The following is a 16,756-nucleotide window of genomic DNA, read 5'->3' as shown; positions in this document are numbered from 1 at the left end:
TCACCCGGGCTACTGATGCAATTGCTGGAGTAGCCCGGGTGAAACCCGGGATCGCACAACGCCCGCCACGCCCTACAGGCGCGCGGCCTGCGCCAGCAATTCCTGTTTCATTCGTGGATCGTAGAGCGCCCTGACCTGCTGCAACTGCTGCAGTGCCACGGCCGCCAGCGCCCGGGCCTGAGCGGCGTCGCCTTTTTCACCGGCGATCTGCGCCAGGCGCATTCTGGCCTGGGCCGCGACCAGCGTCGGCCGGACCGCCGACAGCCGGACGATCTCGGCGAATTCCGGCTCCGCCGCGGCGCGGTCGCCGTGACGATAGACGAAGTCCGCCAGCGCAAAACGCGCCGCCAGCGACTGCCGCGCCTGCGGCTGGTTCAGGCGCTGATAATCCTCGTTGGCGGCCATGAACTGCTGCCGCGCTTCAGCTATGCGTCCGAGCGCCTCGTAGACCTGGCCCAGATACAGCATCACGTCGGCGCGACGCACCTTGGCCGGGCGGAAGCTGTAGTTCACTTGCAGCGCCTGCTGCAGCAGCGGCAGCGCCTCGGCGTGGCGGCGATGCGCGATCAGAAACTTGGCATACGCCAGGCGAAACCAGCCCCCGGCCTCGACCAGCTGCGGTGATTTGATCGCGTCCAACTCCGCCAGTCCGGATGAAAACAGCTGCTCGGCCTGCGCGCTGTCGCCCTTCCAGTCGAGCAGCGTCGCGCGCCACAGGCAGGCATCCCAGTGCGTATAGATTTCGCGACCATAGGTCTGCAGCACCAACGCGTCGCCACGCTCGTAGTTGGCCAGCGCCTTGTCCATGTTGCCCATCAGCCGTTCGATATGGCCCAGGCGCACCCACTGGCTGGCGATGAACCAGTCGTTGCGGCTGGCCGTCACCTGCTGTTCGCGCTCCAGCGCTTGCTTGGTCAGTGCATAGGCTTCGTCGATACGCCCGGCCTGGACCAGGCTGTTGCTCAGATGCGCGTAAGTCCACGGCAGATCGGCTTGCGGTGGATCGAGACGCTCGTAGATCGTGATCGCCTGGTGCAGCCTGGCGATCACATCCTCGGAGTAGCCGATTTCGGGCACCTCGTAGCGCGCCGATTCCAGCAGCCACTTCGCCTCCAGCGCGCTGCCTTGCAGGCCGTATTCGCGGATCGCCTTCGCCGCCTGATCCAGCAGCGCCGCAGCGCCGCGACGGTCCGGATAGTCCATGTCGGTGGAGGCTTCATCCAGCAGGCTCTGGATCAGCCGGGGATCGCCGGGGCCGCTGAGCTGCTGCACCAGTTGACGGTAGCGCCGCTGCAGCCGCTCGGTCTCGTCGCGCTGGAACCAGGCGCGATAAATCCACGCGGCTTTCTTCAGCAGCTCGAGCCGCGTCTCCGGCTGGTCGGCGAGCCGGCTGTCGAGCTTGGCGACGATGTTGTCGAGCAACTCGCGCGCGGTGACCGAGCCGGGCTCGTGCTGGACCGCGGACAGGCGATCGCTGGCCGACAGGATGTCGAGCAGGAAATCGCGGCTGGCATTGGCGCGCTGCGCCTCGCGCTCGGCACGCCGCGCCTCGATCTGGCTGGCGCCGACTCCGCCGGCGACGACGATCAGGAACAGCGCGCCGACCGCGAGCAGCAGCCGATGACGCCGGCCGAACTTGCGCGCGCGCTCGAACACGGTGATGTGGCGCGCGCGGATCGGCTCGGAGCGGCGGTGTCGCGCCAGGTCTTCGGCGAAGCTTTCCGCCGAGCGGTAACGCGCGCGCGGGTTGGGCTCCATCGCCTGCGCCAGGATCGCATCCAGATCGCCGCGCAGCGCGCGCCTGAGCTGCGCGGGCGTCAGGCCGCCGATGCTCGCCGCGACCGCCGCCGGCACGGCTTGCGTGGAGGCAAGCGGCGGCGCCTCGGCGTAGCCTTCGCGCGCGCGCCGCTGCGATGCAAACGGCTTCATGCCGCACAGCAGCTCGTACAGCACCAGGCCGAGCGTGTAGAGATCGGTGGCCACCGTCAGCGCGCCGCCGCCGAGCTGCTCGGGGGCCGCGTAGTCCGGCGTCGCCGAACGTCCGCCGATGCGCGTCAACTCGGTTTCTGCGCCGACCCCGCTGTCGTCAAGCAGCTTGGCGATGCCGAAGTCGAGCAGCTTCACCACGCCTTCCGGCGTCACCAGGATGTTCGACGGCTTGAGGTCGCGATGCACCACCAGGCCGACATGCGCGGACTGCACCGCGCTCAGCACCTGGTCGAACAGCGCCAGCCGCGCGGCGATGCCCAGGCGGCGCTCACGGCAGTAGTCGTCGATACGCTGGCCGTCGACGCATTCCAGCGCCATCCAAGGCTGGCCGTCCTCGGCAATGCCGGCGTCCTGCAGGCGCACGATGTTGGGATGATCCAGGCCGGCCAGGATCTGCTTCTCGCGGCCCAGGCGCAGCCGCATGGCCGGGCCGAGCAGCCAGGTGTGCGGCAGCTTCAGCGCGATTTCGCGCAGGCTGGGGTCATCCCAGCGATGCGCGCGCCAGACTTCACCCATGCCGCCGCGACCCAGCGGCGCGGTGATCTGGTAGCTGCCGAAGCGGCGGCCGCTTTCGAACAGATAGGGTTCGGGCTGCTCGACGCGCAGCGACGGCACGCCGGTCGCCGCGCTGGCCTGCAACTCCAGGTCGGCCTGCAACGCGGATTGCAGCAGCCCGCGCAGACCGGCGTGTTCCTGCGGCAGCGAGTTCAGCCAGGCCGGCCGCTGCGAAGGCGGCAGCGCCAGGCCCTGGTCGAGCAGGCCGGAGAAACGCCGCCAGTTCGCGGCATCGAGTTTTTCTAGGGTTTCGGACAAGGCTCTGGGTGGGCGGCGGAGCGACACGGCAACAGCCGGCCAGCGCAGCGGATTTATCAACATTGTCCTACATCAGCTGGCGTTCCGCCCTACGTCGAATCCAAAGGGACGCAAGGCTGCCTGCACTTTCTCCGCCGGCGTTGCGCTGCCACGGCGATGACACAGTCCGTGTCAGTCCTGATATCGGCCACCGCGCGCGGCGGCTCCCGGCATCTTCAAGCGGCGCTCGCCGGCGCGCCGGACGCACCCGGACAATCCTTTCCCGATCAACAATCTGCGCGGCGCCTCTGGCCGCGGCGGCCGAGTTTGGCCAGGGCTTTCGCCGGCCCGCCGAAGCTGGCATGACCCATGCTCTGGCGGGCCCGCGAACGCCGGCACCGGGCTTAGGTCAACCGGCGGTGGCGTCGGAACCCGTAATTCCGCGCGAAGTCCATCCCATAGGCGCAGACTGCCAGTCAGGCGCAGCGCTACCAAAGACGCCGCAAAAGATGACAAACCAACGAGGAGCTAAAACATGAAGTACGCACATCCCGGCACGCCCGGCAGCATCGTCACGTTCAAGCCGAAGTACGGCAACTACATCGGCGGCAAGTTCGTGCCGCCGGTCGAGGGCAAGTACTTCACCAACACTTCGCCGGTGAACGGCAAGGTTATCGCCGAATTCCCGCGCTCCACCGCCGCCGACGTCGAGATGGCGCTGGACGCCGCCCACGCCGCCGCCGATGCCTGGGGCGAAACCAGCGTCGCCGCGCGATCCCTGGTGCTGCTGAAGATCGCAGACCGCATCGAACAGAATCTCGAGCTGCTCGCGGTCACCGAAACCTGGGACAACGGCAAAGCCGTGCGCGAAACGCTGAACGCCGACATCCCGCTCGCGGTCGATCACTTCCGCTATTTCGCCGGCGCGATCCGCGCCCAGGAAGGCACGCTGGGCGAAATCGACTCCAAGACCACCGCCTATCACATTCACGAACCGCTCGGCGTCGTCGGCCAGATCATCCCGTGGAATTTCCCGCTGCTGATGGCCGCGTGGAAGCTCGCACCGGCGCTCGCCGCCGGCAACTGCATCGTCATGAAACCGGCCGAGCAGACGCCGCTGGGCATCAGCGTGCTGATGGAACTGATCGGCGACCTGTTGCCGCCGGGCGTGCTGAACATCGTGCAGGGCTACGGCAAGGAGGCCGGCGAAGCGCTCGCCAGCAGCAAGCGCATCGCCAAGATAGCCTTCACCGGCTCCACGCCGGTCGGCGAACACCTGATGGGCCTGGCGGCGAAGAACATCATCCCGAGCACGATGGAACTCGGCGGCAAGAGCCCGAACATCTTCTTCGAAGACGTGATGCAGGCCGAGCCGGAATTCATCGACAAGTGCGCCGAAGGCCTGGTGCTGGCGTTCTTCAACCAGGGCGAGGTCTGCACCTGCCCGTCGCGCGCGCTGATCCAGGAATCGATCTACGAGCCGCTGATGGCCAAGGTCATGGAGAAGATCAAGAAGATCAAGCGCGGTGATCCGCTGGACACCGACGTGATGGTCGGCGCGCAGGCCAGCGCCCAGCAGTTCGACAAGATCCAGTCCTACTTCACGATCGCCAAGCAGGAAGGCGCGCAAGTGCTGGTCGGCGGCGGCGTCGCGAAACTGGAAGGCGAACTCGGCGGCGGCTACTACATCGAGCCGACGCTGCTGAAAGGCAACAACAAGATGCGCGTGTTCCAGGAGGAAATCTTCGGGCCGGTGGTCAGCGTAACGACCTTCAAGACCGAGGAAGAAGCCATCGCCATCGCCAACGACAGCGAGTTCGGCCTCGGCGCCGGCCTGTGGACGCGCGACATCAATCGCGCCTATCGCGTCGGCCGCAAGATCAAGGCCGGCCGCGTCTGGACCAACTGCTATCACCTGTACCCGGCGCACGCCGCGTTCGGTGGCTACAAGCGTTCGGGTGTCGGCCGCGAAAACCACAAGATGATGCTCGACCACTATCAGCAGACCAAGAACCTGCTGGTCAGCTACGACATCAATCCGCTGGGCTTTTTCTAGCTTCGGCAGCGTCCCTCGATACGCTTTGCAAGCGAAGCTATTCGGGATGAACGGAGATTCTTGAGCGATCCCCGTTCCTCCCGAGTAGCCGCGCAGCGGCGTATCGAGGGACGCAAACTTTCCTCTGCCGTCCCGTGATCCGACTGATGCCGCTGGCGATGGTGCTGCTACCCGGCATCGCAGTCGCGGCGCCCTTGTCGCCGCTGGCGATGTCCTGCCAGGGCTGTCATCGGCCCGGTGGCGATTCTGAGGAGTTCGTCGCGCTGGATCGTCTTTCCGCGGCGACCATCGTGAGTGATCTGCAGCGTTTTCGCGATCAGCCGCAAAGCGGTTCGATCATGGCGCGCTTCAGCAGCAAGCTGTCCGACGAGGACATTGCGGCCCTCGCCGCGCAGTTGTCTTCCAAACCCCAAAAACAATGACGCTCAGCCGGCGCCAGTTGCTGGCTGCGGGCCTCGCCGTGCCGGCGAGCTTCAACGCAGGGGCGACGCCGCGCCACGGCCCGCGCCTGATCGTCGTCGGCGCCGGCTTCGGCGGCGCCACCTGCGCCAAGTACCTGCGCGTGCTGATGCCCGACGCCGTGATCACGCTGATCGACCGGCGCGCACAGTTCTACACCGGGCCGTTCACCAATCTGGTCATCGCCGGGCTGCGTACGCCGCACAGCATCGAACGCGACCTCGCAAAAATTGCCGAGCATCACCGCGTCAGGCTGATCGTCGACGAAGTCACCGCGATCGATACCGGCAAGCTGCAAGTCAGCACCGCTCGCCACGGCGTGCACAGCGCCGATCGGATCGTCATCGCGCCCGGCGTCGCGATGCGCTGGGACGCCATCGAAGGTCTCGATCCCCGGCATAGCGAGCAGATGCCGCATGCCTGGCTCGGCGACGCGCAGTTGCTGAGTCTGCGCGCTCGCGTCGCGGCGCTGGCTGACGGCGCGACGGTGCTGATCGCGGCGCCGCCCAACCCCTACCGCTGCCCGCCCGGACCTTACGAGCGCGCCAGCCTGATAGCGGCTGCGCTGACGCGCGCCGGCCGCCGGCGCTGCAAGATCCTGATCGCCGATGCCAAAGACGATTTCTCCAAACGTGCGCTGTTTCAGCTGGAATGGGATCGCCTGTATCCCGGCCTGATCGCCTGGATACCACGCGCGGAAAACGGCGAAGTCGTGCGCGTCGATACCGCGAGCAACCAAGTGTGGTTACGCGATGCGAACGTCTCGCTGAAGGTCGATCTCGCCTCGATCATTCCGCCGCAGCGTGCTGCCGATCTGGCGACGCAGCACGACCTGGCCGACGAATCGCTGTGGTGTCCTGTCGATCCGGCGAGCTTCGAGTCGCGTCGCCATGCCGGTATTCACGTGATCGGCGACGCCGCGCAGGCGGCGCCGATGCCGAAGTCCGGCTTCTCGGCGAACAGCCAGGCCAAGCTGTGCGCGGCTGCAATCGCCGCGGCCTTGAGCGGAAAGCCGGCACCCGAGCCGCAGCTGCTCAATACCTGCTACAGCCTGGTCGGCGAGAGCGCGGCGATCTCGGTGTCCGGTTTCTACGGCGCGATCAATGGCCGCCTGTCCGCCCTATCCGAAGGCATGAGCCCGCTGTCCGGCGACACCGCGTTGCGCGAACGAGAGGCGCGGCAGGCACATGCCTGGTACGACAGCATCACCGCGGACAGTTTCGGCTGACAGGCGTCATTCGCGCGCGAGAGTTAAGCCAGCCGGGCATCGCGGGCCCTTGACACGGCGAAGGGGAAATACCGTGTGCCTTGGCAGTGACTGATGCAGTTCGCAGTCACAGCCACGGAAGATCGTCGTTGGCGTCACACAATAAGCCTGATCAGAACTGCCAATATGACATCGCCGGTGATACTATAAGAAAGTGAAATTAGTGCTCGATACCGATGTGGTGATCGCGGGTCTTAGGAGCCCCACGGGTGCGTCCGCCGAACTGCTCCGTATGGCGCGACACGGTCGGATCAGCCTCCTTATTAGTGTCCCGCTGTTTATCGAGTACGAGGCGAAATGCACGGAGGAAGAGCACCTGTCGGCGGCAGGATTGACCGCAGCGGACGCGCAGGCCTTTCTCGACGCTTTGGCCGTATTCGCGCAACCGGTGACAATCCACTACTCGTGGCGACCACAGTTGAGCGATCCCGCCGATGAGATGGTTTTGGAAACAGCCGTAAACGGCCAAGCGGACGCCCTGGTCACATTCAACCAGCGGGATTTTGGAAAGGCACCCGGACAGTTTGGAATTGAGTTGTTACTTCCTTCGGAAGCATTAAGGAGATCGCGATGAAAGCTATTTCAACTTTCCCACTGCGCCTGCCACGTTCGATCAGGGCGGCGGTCGAAAAGGTCAGCAAGCAGGACGGCACCAGCATGAATCAGTTCGTCGCGACGGCTGTCGCGGAAAAGCTGGCGGTGATGGATGCAGAACAGTTCTTCAAGGCGCGGCAAAGTCGCGCAGACTTGAAAAAGTTCGACGCGATCATGAAGCGTAAACGTGGATTGCCGCCTCGCGCCGGAGACGAAGCCTAAAACAATCTTGCATGACCGCCGTCAGCGTCGAAGCGCTCACGGCCTCGATCCGGGGGAGCAATTGCGGTACAGCGTGGCGGTACTTGCTGATCCGCCATGACGCCGTTGCATCGAACGTGACGCTGAAGCACCTGCTTGACCACTTCGGCCGAAGCTAACGCTGCCCAGTCGGGGCCGCTGCCGCGAGACTGACGTGACATTCTTACATTTTAAGACGTACTTATTTGACATGGACAAGTTTTAGCCATAACCTGTCTGCGCACTTGAATGAAGCGCAGAAAATGGCCGAGAACGAAATCCTGGACCTGAGTAGCCGCCGCTGGCAGCGCACCCGTGCGGCATTGGTGACCCCAAGCTTCACGCTCACGGCCATCGCCGAGTGCGCTGCGGATGACCTTAACCGCGGGCTTCGCTTGCAGCTCTCCAAAGCACTTCAGTCTGGGCAGACGCTGTTGACGGTCTTGCAGGCCACCGAGCAGCATCCCGCAGCGATGCGCGCCGTGGTCGAGAGCTTCCAGGATCAGCAACTGGTCCGCGTTGCCCGCAATGCCATCGCGGCCACGCCATCGAAGGAGCCGGCAGCCATTGCGCGGTGCATGACGGCCATGCTGATTGACAGCGTGATGGGAAAGGTTCCCGTGCTCGCCGAACGCAGCGGCTGTTTTGAGGACAGCGCCCGACGCGAAGCACTGATGCAGGCAGTGAGGCAGGAATTCGAGTCCCGACGCAGCGGGCTTACTGCGACTATAGAGGCGTCCTTACGTGGTCAGCCTGTGCGTCGCTTGCGTCAAACGGGCGCTGGACGAACCCAGCCTCCCGTCGAGGCAAGCGCGCTGGTGCACTCCCCACTCGCCATTCGTGTCGGAGGCGGGAACCATGTCCCAGGACAACGCTAAATCGCTCTCCATCCATGCGACGCCCGATCGCATTCATGTGCGAGGCGACATCGAGCAGGACTTGCGCTTGCTGGCGGATGCGCCCTTGCGCAGCCTGTTGTCTCGTCCGACCGCTCGCGGTGTAGACCTATTGAACGTAGCAGCGGGTGTGTACGCGGTTGATCGCGTCATCAAACGCAAACCCGGCAAGGGCAACGACATCGGTATTCGCTCTCTCCGATTGAGCTTCGCGGTTCACGATCTGGCCTTTTGGCAGCGTGACGAGATCATCGAGGCCGTAACCGAACTTCTGGTCTTCCTCACCGATGAGAACTGGTCGCTCAGCTTCGAATCCGCAGCCGCTTCGCCGTTGCCGCAGGACCAGTTGCGACTGGATTTGCCGTGGACGCAGCGTCCCCGCCGGATTGCGCTTTACAGCGGAGGGCTGGATTCGGCTGCCGGTCTTGCGAGTAGAGTCCTCGCGGGCGTAGATGATTACCTGCTCGTCACTGTGGGGCATCAAAGTGGGCTACGGCACCGCTGCGCCGACCAGATTCAGCGGCTCAGCGCGTTAACGCAGACGACGCGCCAACTGCACACGACTATGGTCGTGGCGCTGCGGGGTGGTGCAGCGAAGCGCATCAGCCGCCAAGAACGCTCGCAGCGCAGCCGTGCCTTTCTGTTTTGCGCAACTGCGGCCGTCGTGGCTCAAGCCTGCGAGATTGAAGACATCGAGGTCTTCGAGAACGGTGTCGGCGCTATTAACTTGCCGCTGATGACCGGTATGCTGGCGGGCGGTCTGGCGACGCGGGGCGCACACCCTACTTTCTTGAAGTTGATGAGCCAGCTTGCATCGGCCGTGGCGGAAAAGCCCATCCGCTACTCTCTGCCGTTTGCGACTCAGACCAAGGCGGAAATGCTAGTCCCGCTCAAAGCACAGGGTCTGGCCGACTGGGCACAGCTTTCGCGCTCCTGCGTGCATACCTCCTGGCGTGAGCGCAAGACCGGCCATTGCGGACAGTGCCCTGGCTGCATCGAACGCAGGCAGGCATTTGCTGCGGCGGGTATCGCGGAACCAGCCGGCCAATACAGCCTCGACTTGGTGTCAGACCCCAAACCACTGACGCGGGACAGCGCCGATTATCTGCGCTGTTATCTCAACGATGCGGCAGCTTGTCTAGCGAACGATCCGCTGATGCAACGTCGCTTGCATTGGCATCTCACCGGCACGCAGGTGCCATCTGAACAGCACGCCGCTGTTGCCGAGCGCCAGCGCCGCCATGCTCAAGAGGTCATTAATACGCTCGGTCATTTGTCCCCTCAACGTGTGCTAAAGGCTGCCGCCATTCGACGCGACAGTCACCCTTCGATTTCCTTGGACACGTCCCCATGAACTACGAAAACACCGACCTGTCGGCTTTAGCCGAACGGCTCGTGGCCGCACGCAAGAGTGCCGGCGTTACTCAGGATACGGCCGCCGCCCACCTCGACATGAGCCGTCCCACCTTCATCGCCATCGAGAAAGCGACGCGACGCCCGCGCCCGGAGGAATTGGTAAGGCTCGCCGCTCTTTATAAAACCTCCGTGAACGCGTTGCTACGGCAGGAAACGCAACCGCCGAAGCTGCAGCCCCATCTTCGCTCTGTGCTCAGCAGCAACCCCGATGATCAGGAGGAATTAGAGACCGCAATCGCCAAGCTCACCGGCTTCGTGGACGACTATCTTTTCCTCGAAAAGAAACTGGACGCGCAGCCTGTTACCAATTTTCCTCCCCGCATCCGCGCGCCGGTAGGTCCTATCGAGAGATTCGCCGAACACTGTGCGCAGGAAGAGCGTGCGCGGCTGAATCTTGGCGCGCACCTGCCGATCTACACGCTGCGCAAGGTCTTGGAGGACGTTGGCGTTCATGTGTTTTTGGACGCACTGCCTTCGAAGCTGGCGGGGCTCTATGTCTTCGTATCGGACTTCGGCTACTGCATCCTCATCAACAAGCTGCACCCCAAGGAGCGTCGTCGCTGGACGGCGGCGCATGAGTACGGGCACTTCCTGCTGGATCGCGACAAGCCCGGCGTGGACTATCTGCGGCCAATGCAGCGCAAGCCCGAGAACGAGCGATTTGCCGATGCTTTCGCTGCCGCCTTCCTGATGCCGGAGGCCGGAGTCCAGCGCCGCTTCTATGAGGAAGTCGAGCGCAAGAGCGACTTCAATGTAGGCGATCTCTGCCGGATGGCGGACTACTACGAAGTCTCGCTCACGGCGATGACCCTGCGGCTGGAATCGCTGAACCTGATCGGGCGTGGGAGCTGGGACTCCATCAAGGCATCGGGCGTGGCGGTCAAGGACTTGAAGCGCGAGGCGGGGGTGCAAGATCAGCCGGAGGCGGATTCCGCCGACACCTTCCCCGACCGATACAAGCTGCTGGCAGTGCAGGCATGGGCCTCAGACAAGATCAGCACCGGAACGCTCGCAAAATTGCTTCGCTGTTCGTTGGTGGAGGCACGGGAGATTGCCTACCAGCGTGCCGAGGTGACTGACGATGCCGACGGTGTTTCCGAACGGTTCAGCGTGAACCTGACGGACTCGCTGCTCGCCGCCCGGTAAGTCCGCATGAGCCACTACGTTCTGGACGCTTGTGCATTGGTGAATCTTTACTGCGGCTGGAGCGGACTGGGAGAACTCAGAAACTTCGGCGCCTCTTGGAGCATCGGCGACACCGCGCTGAAGGAGGCGATATTCGTGCGGGATTTCGACGCCGACGGCAACATCCACAAACTGACATTGGACCCCGCCGCAGTTATTGCCGATGGCAATCTGCAGGTACTCACGCTTGCTTCCGCTGCGGAGCACGCCTCGCTCATCGAGTTCGCGGCAGAATTGGACGACGGCGAGGCACAAGCCTTATCGCTTGCGCTGCATCGGAAGCGCATATTGGTAACGGACGATCGGCCTGCCGTCCGCGTAGCGAATGCCCCGTCCGTCGCCGTGCAAACGATGGGAACCCCGGAGGTTCTCATGGCTTGGGCGAACGCGAACTTGGAACGCCAGCGCCGTTTGCCGCAAGTCGTTCGTCGGATCGGCACCCTCGGCCCATTTCAACTCAAGAAAAGCTCGCCGCACTACGGTTGGTGGCAGGCGCTTCTAGCTTGACCGGATTGCCCCCGCGAAGGCGGGAATGCATTGCGGCGAGCGCGGCGGTGACATCCCTGGATTCCCGCCTTCGCGGGAATGACGACTCATCGGCGTCAACGCTTCGGCAGACTCTGCAACTCGATGTCCGGATACAGGTGCGACACCGAGCGGCGATATTCCTCGCCCAGCACCGCCAGATGCTGGAAGCGCGGCGGGATCGGCTGGTTCATCACCTCGGCCATGTCGAGGCCGCGATCGGCGGCGGACTTGAGGCTGGCCGTCAGCCAGCGCAAATAGTCGCGGGTCTGCTCGATCGCAGCGGCATCGTGTACCACCGGCCCATGGCCCGGCACCAGCGTCCTGAAATCCAGTTTCCCGATTTCGTCCAGCGTCGCCAGCCAGTGCGCGACGTTCGCGTTGGGTGTGGTCGCGGTGCGCTCGAAGAACACCAGGTCGCCGGCGAACAGGGTCTTGCTTTCGACGTCATAAACCATCAGATCGCCGTCGGTGTGCCCGGTACCGGCGATCAGCCTGAGCTTGCGGCCGGCGACGCTGACCTCGCCCGCGCTCACCGGTTGCGTCGGCACCAGCGACTGCGTGCCGGCCATCCAGCCGCCGACCAGTCGATACAGGTTGTCGGCCAGCGCATCGCCGCTGCTCTGTATCGCCGAGATCGTCGCCGGCAAGGCCGCGACCGGAACGCCGGCATAGGCCTGGTCGCCAAGATAATGATCCGGATGCTGATGGCTGATGTAGACCTGCGCGATCGGCTTGGGCGTGACTTTCGCGATCGCCGCACGCTGCTGCTCGCCGTACAGCCGCGACGGCCCGGTATCGATGACGATGACACCGTCACTGCCGATGATGAAACCGGTGTTGGCGATGTTGCCGCCGTTGTCGCGGCTGAAATGCTCGTTGCGACCGACGAACACCTGCACGCCGTCGGCGATCACCACCGGCTTCAGCGCATAGTCGTTGGCTGCCTGCACCGGCGACATCGCCAGCGAGGCGATCATCATCCACGCATGCTTCATGGCGCGACCTGCGCCGAGAACCGATTGCCCTGGATGTCGCGCGCCTGCAACTGCAGCTTGCCGGCGCTGCGCAGGTCGACACTGATCACCGGGTTCTCGGATACCGGCTCGAAAGTCTGCAGCGAAGCCAGCAGCGCGCCGTGCTCGTCGAGCATATCGATCCTGTCGAGATGGAAGGCCGGAATGCCGCTGGCGAGCCCGGTGTCCATCGGATGGATCACGCGAAAACGCAGGCGCTCGGATCGGGTGTCGCGCGGCCACAGCCGCGCCGACACTTCGCCGAGACGGTTCTGCCACAGCCCCTGCCCGGTGCCCAGGCTCGGCGCGGTACAGCCGCCGCCGGCGGCGCGCAGCCAGGCGCCGCCGACATGCCAGACGCCATCACGCGTGCGCATCGCCGCGCGCACCGGTGTCGACTGCTCGACCTTGAAGCGAAAGCCGATGTCGCTGGACGCCTGTAGCGGCGTGTACTGCAGGATTTTCGGCAGCGGATTCAGATCGGCGAACACCAGCACGGTTTCGACATCCTGCAAATCCGGCGCGCGCACCATCACCGGCACCTGCGCCTGGTCTTCGGCAGCCGGCGGCAGATCGACCTGCACCCGCGCATCGAACAGCACCGGGTCGCTGCCGAGGAAGCGCTCGCGCATGTACTTCCAGCTCGGCGAGTTCAGCGGATCGGCCGGCAGATTGCCGCGTGCCGGCGCGCTGCCGTCAGCCGCATGCGCGGCGAACGCGAAAGCGCTCGCGGCGCACAGCCACAACAGGCACAGGCGGCGCGCGATCACGGCGCCGCAGCGACGGCCATCTCCGGCGCAACGTAGTCGATGCCGTAGCGCGCGAAGATCGCCTGCAGCTCGCCGCTCTGCTGCAGTTTGGCCAGCGCATCGAGCACCGCCGCTTTCAGTTTCGGATTGCCGGCCTTGATCGCCATGCCGACATCCCAAGCCGTGCGATACAGGCCCTGGATCTCGGTGGTGCGTGTTTCGATAGGCGGGCCGCCGATGATTTTGAGCAGGCCTTGCAGTTCGCCGTGAGGCGCCATCACCGCGTCGACCTCGTCATTGGCGAAGGCCTGCACCGCGGCCATCGCCGTCGGCAGACGTTCGGCGGCGGTGCGCAGGCGGCCGCCATAGGCGCCGCTCAAATACAGATCGGCCATCGATCCCAGCTCGACGCCGACCTTGGTGCCGACCAGCGACAGCGGCGTCGCCATGTTCTTGTAGCGCCCCGGCCGATACGCGATGCTCACCGCCTCGTGGAAATAAGGCCCGATCAGATCTGCCTTTTCCTGGCGCTTGACGTACTGCGGATCCATGCCGACGTGCAGCATCAGATCGGCAACACCGCCGCCGAGGTAATGCCCTTTCCAGATGTTGTTGCGCAGGTCGTCGTCGGCATCGTCGCCGGCGATGATGGTCCGCAGGCGCAGCGGCAGGCCGATCTTCTGCGATATCGCCTTGGCCAGATCGACGTCGACGCCGATGTACTGGCCCTGGTCCAGATACGAGTAAGGCGGAAAGTCGCGATACACCGCGACTTCCAGACTGCCTTTTTCGCGCGCCTGATCGAGCTGGTCGAGCACCGGCTCCTGCGCGACCACCGGCAGCGACAGGCTCAGCAGGCAGGCGACGACCATCGACCGCGCGATGGGGATATCGAATTTCACGGTGACACTCCTCTACGTTCCGCTGCTATTGCTTCGGGCCGCTTCTGCGACGGCTCCGGCACGACGCTTCAGCTCATTCCTGGTGGACGGTTTCCAGCCAGGAGCGGATCGACCAGATCGCCTCTTCGCTGAAGATGCCATCGAACGACGGCATGTAGGTGACGCCGTTGCGGATCGAACCGTGACGTATGCGCTGCTGGAACAGATCGTCGCCTTCGTCACCGACCGGGAGCATGCGCAGATCGGGCGCGATGCCGCCGGACACGGCGCCGAGGCCGTGGCAACGCGCGCAGTTCTGGCCGAATGCGGCTTCACCGATCGCGATGGCTTTGGCGTTACCGCGAAACGGGTTGACTTCGAGCGGGCCTTGCAGCTTCGGCAGGCCCGCGGTGTCGACGGCCTGCGGTGTGACATTGCCGTGGGCGTTGGCGGCGGTAATGGCGACGCCTGCCGCGATCGACAGGACGGCAAATGCGGATGACTTTTTCATGTGCGTTCTAGGTTGGGGGGCTGGTTGGCTTTCTTGAATGTGTTCACGGCTACTGTAGGAGCGGATCCCATCCGCGACTGTGCTCTCGCAGTTTTCAGTCGCGGATAGGATCCGCTCCTACAGGTCGGCCAAAGAAGACTTACTTCGCGGCGGCTTGAGTGCGATGCAGCTTGAACACCCACATCATTCCGCCCTGGCTGATGTCCTTGACCTTCTTGGCGACTTCACCGCCCCACAGCGGCACCGCGCCGCCCCAGCCGGACGCCACCGCGACGAACTGCTCGCCGTCCTGCTCCCAGGTGATCGGCTGGCCGACCACGCCGGAACCGGTCTGGAATTTCCACAGTTCCTTGCCGGTCTTCGCATCGAAGGCCTTGAGGAAACCTTCCGGCGTGCCGGTGAAGACGAGATTGCCCGCCGTGGTCATCACACCGCCCCACAGCGGCGCTTCGTTGTTGTACTCCCAGACGATCTTGCCGGTCGCCGGGTCCATCGCGCGCAGCACGCCGATGTGGTCTTCATACAGCGGACGGATGGTGAAACCGGCACCGAGGAAGGCCGCGCCTTTCTTGTAGGTGATCGGCTCGTTCCAGATGTCCATGCCCCACTCGTTGGACGGCACGTAGAACAGGCCGGTGCCGTTGTTGTAGGCCATCGGCATCCAGTTCTTCGCGCCCAGGAAGGCCGGCGCCGCGAACACGGAGGAACCCTTCTCTTCCTTGCCCGGATCGCCAGGGCGATTGCCGGTTTCGATCGGACGGCCGGTCTTCATGTCGACGCCGGTGGTCCAGGTCTGCTTGGACACGAACGGCGACGCGCCGAGCAGCTTGCCGTTGGTGCGATCCAGCACATAGAAGAAGCCGTTGCGGTCGGCCTTGGCAGCGGCCTTCACCGTCTTGCCGTTCTTCTGGTAGTCGAACGGGATCAGCTCGTTGACGCCGTCGAAGTCCCAGGAGTCATGCGGCGTGCTCTGGTAGCTCCACGCGATCTTGCCGGTGTCGGCCTTGATCGCCAGCGTCGACGACGAGTACAGGTTGTCGCCCGGACGCGTGTGCGAATTCCATGGTGACGGGTTGCCGGTGCCGCAATAGATCAGGTCGGTGTCGGCGCCATAGGTGCAACCCAGCCAGGTCGCGGCACCGCCGCTCTTCCACTGGTCGCCCTGCCAGCTCGCATTGGTCTTGCCGGTGATGCCGTTGTCCTTGCCGTTGAGCATGCCCATATGGCCTTCGACGGTCGGACGCGACCAGACCAGCTTGCCGGTCTTGGCATCACGCGCATCGACGCGGCCGACGACGCCGAACTCACCACCGGAGACACCGGTGATGACCAGATTCTTCACGATCAGCGGCGCGGCGGTGTTGGAGTAGCCGGCCTTGTAGTCGTCGAGCTTCTCGTTCCAGACGACCTTGCCGGTCTCCTGGTTCAGCGCGACCAGATGCGCGTCCAGGGTGCTGAACATCACCAGATCGTCGAACAGCGCGGCGCCGCGATTGACCACGTCGCAGCACGGCATGATGCCGTCGGGCAGGCGGTGCTCGTAGACCCAGAGTTTCTTGCCGGTCTTCACGTCCAGCGCCCAGATGCGCGAGTACGAGCCGGTCAGGAACATCTTGCCGTTGTAGACCAGCGGCTGGGTTTCCTGGCCGCGCTGTTTCTCATCGCCGAACGAGAAGGTCCAGGCCGGCACCAGATCGCCGATGGTGTCGGCATTGATCTGCGTCAGCGGGCTGAAACGCTGGCCACCCTGTCCCATGCCGACGGTCAGCACATCGTCGGTGCTCTTGGCGTCGTTGGCGATCATGTCGGCGGTGACGCCGGCTGCCAGCACCGGCAGCGACATCGCCGACAACAGCATCGCCAGGCTGTGCTTCAACATCCGTTTGCCGCAACGTGGAATATTTTCCATCTGCTTTGTCTCCTGAATTCTTATGTGGGGTGAGCCCCTGCGGCGTCACCGGCGCGCCGTAAAGCACGATCAATGCCACGCCGACGCCACTATGGCACCGATTGGGCGCGGCAATTTTTTTTGCGGTTTTTCCGGCCTTTTTTGCTGTTTTCCGCTGGCGGCGACTACGGTAATCGCGCTGCCGGCAAGCGCTGCCGGCGTCGGTGTGTCACCGTCACAGCACCGACTGTCCCGCAATCGGTACGCGACCCAGCGCAAAAAAAAAGCCGGG

General features: G+C 64.3%; 15 protein-coding genes. 9 read left to right on the top strand and 6 right to left on the bottom strand.

The window, feature by feature from the left end; all coding sequences use genetic code 11:
- Positions 1–72: 72 nt before the first annotated feature.
- On the bottom strand, positions 73–2,802 hold the full coding sequence (locus tag ACQZF9_RS08325) for a protein kinase domain-containing protein (protein ID WP_428312771.1): 2,730 nt from the start codon (positions 2,800–2,802) through the stop codon (positions 73–75).
- Positions 2,803–3,316: 514 nt separating this feature from the next.
- On the opposite strand from ACQZF9_RS08325, the gene exaC reads away from it, so the two are divergent.
- From exaC to ACQZF9_RS08280, 9 genes are all read left to right on the top strand, one after another.
- Positions 3,317–4,837, top strand: a complete 1,521-nt coding sequence (gene exaC, locus ACQZF9_RS08320; protein ID WP_428312770.1) for an acetaldehyde dehydrogenase ExaC — start codon at positions 3,317–3,319, stop codon at positions 4,835–4,837.
- A gap of 134 nt (positions 4,838–4,971) precedes the next feature.
- Positions 4,972–5,259 (top strand): c-type cytochrome, encoded by a 288-nt coding sequence (locus ACQZF9_RS08315; protein ID WP_428312769.1) that lies wholly within the window; start codon positions 4,972–4,974, stop codon positions 5,257–5,259.
- A complete protein-coding gene (locus tag ACQZF9_RS08310; RefSeq protein WP_428312768.1) occupies positions 5,256–6,524 on the top strand; it encodes an FCSD flavin-binding domain-containing protein in 1,269 nt (422 codons plus the stop codon). The genes ACQZF9_RS08315 and ACQZF9_RS08310 overlap by 4 nt, the downstream gene beginning before the upstream one ends.
- A 193-nt stretch (positions 6,525–6,717) precedes the next feature.
- The gene (locus ACQZF9_RS08305; RefSeq protein ID WP_428312767.1) at positions 6,718–7,137 is read left to right on the top strand and encodes a putative toxin-antitoxin system toxin component, PIN family; all 420 of its coding nucleotides are present in this window, start codon (positions 6,718–6,720) and stop codon (positions 7,135–7,137) included.
- Positions 7,134–7,379: an Arc family DNA-binding protein gene (locus ACQZF9_RS08300; RefSeq protein WP_428312766.1), complete on the top strand. Its 246-nt coding sequence runs from the start codon at positions 7,134–7,136 to the stop codon at positions 7,377–7,379. Before ACQZF9_RS08305 ends, ACQZF9_RS08300 begins: the two co-directional genes overlap by 4 nt.
- Before the next feature lie 263 nt (positions 7,380–7,642).
- The gene (locus tag ACQZF9_RS08295) at positions 7,643–8,275 is read left to right on the top strand and encodes a hypothetical protein (RefSeq protein ID WP_428312765.1); all 633 of its coding nucleotides are present in this window, start codon (positions 7,643–7,645) and stop codon (positions 8,273–8,275) included.
- Positions 8,256–9,647, top strand: coding sequence for a 7-cyano-7-deazaguanine synthase (locus tag ACQZF9_RS08290; RefSeq protein WP_428312764.1), 1,392 nt, complete (start codon positions 8,256–8,258; stop codon positions 9,645–9,647). Before ACQZF9_RS08295 ends, ACQZF9_RS08290 begins: the two co-directional genes overlap by 20 nt.
- A complete protein-coding gene (locus ACQZF9_RS08285) occupies positions 9,644–10,855 on the top strand; it encodes a helix-turn-helix domain-containing protein (RefSeq protein WP_428312763.1) in 1,212 nt (403 codons plus the stop codon). The genes ACQZF9_RS08290 and ACQZF9_RS08285 overlap by 4 nt, the downstream gene beginning before the upstream one ends.
- A 6-nt stretch (positions 10,856–10,861) precedes the next feature.
- A complete protein-coding gene (locus ACQZF9_RS08280) occupies positions 10,862–11,401 on the top strand; it encodes a hypothetical protein (RefSeq protein ID WP_428312762.1) in 540 nt (179 codons plus the stop codon).
- Between the two features lie 95 nt (positions 11,402–11,496).
- On the opposite strand, the gene ACQZF9_RS08275 is transcribed toward ACQZF9_RS08280, so the two are convergent.
- The 5 genes from ACQZF9_RS08275 to ACQZF9_RS08255 form a co-directional block, all read right to left on the bottom strand.
- Complete coding sequence (locus ACQZF9_RS08275; RefSeq protein ID WP_428312761.1) at positions 11,497–12,417, bottom strand: quinoprotein relay system zinc metallohydrolase 1; 921 nt, start codon at positions 12,415–12,417, stop codon at positions 11,497–11,499.
- Complete coding sequence (locus ACQZF9_RS08270; protein WP_428312760.1) at positions 12,414–13,205, bottom strand: quinoprotein dehydrogenase-associated SoxYZ-like carrier; 792 nt, start codon at positions 13,203–13,205, stop codon at positions 12,414–12,416. The genes ACQZF9_RS08275 and ACQZF9_RS08270 overlap by 4 nt, the downstream gene beginning before the upstream one ends.
- Positions 13,202–14,086: a substrate-binding periplasmic protein gene (locus ACQZF9_RS08265; RefSeq protein WP_428312759.1), complete on the bottom strand. Its 885-nt coding sequence runs from the start codon at positions 14,084–14,086 to the stop codon at positions 13,202–13,204. The genes ACQZF9_RS08270 and ACQZF9_RS08265 overlap by 4 nt, the downstream gene beginning before the upstream one ends.
- Before the next feature lie 73 nt (positions 14,087–14,159).
- A complete protein-coding gene (gene pedF / locus ACQZF9_RS08260; RefSeq protein WP_428312758.1) occupies positions 14,160–14,576 on the bottom strand; it encodes a cytochrome c-550 PedF in 417 nt (138 codons plus the stop codon).
- A gap of 139 nt (positions 14,577–14,715) precedes the next feature.
- Positions 14,716–16,455, bottom strand: a complete 1,740-nt coding sequence (locus tag ACQZF9_RS08255; protein ID WP_428312757.1) for a PQQ-dependent methanol/ethanol family dehydrogenase — start codon at positions 16,453–16,455, stop codon at positions 14,716–14,718.
- Positions 16,456–16,756 lie beyond the last annotated feature (301 nt).

This window comes from Hydrocarboniphaga sp., assembly GCF_965279055.1.
GTDB lineage: Bacteria > Pseudomonadota > Gammaproteobacteria > Nevskiales > Nevskiaceae > Hydrocarboniphaga.
This window is presented reverse-complemented; position numbering and strand designations above follow the sequence as displayed.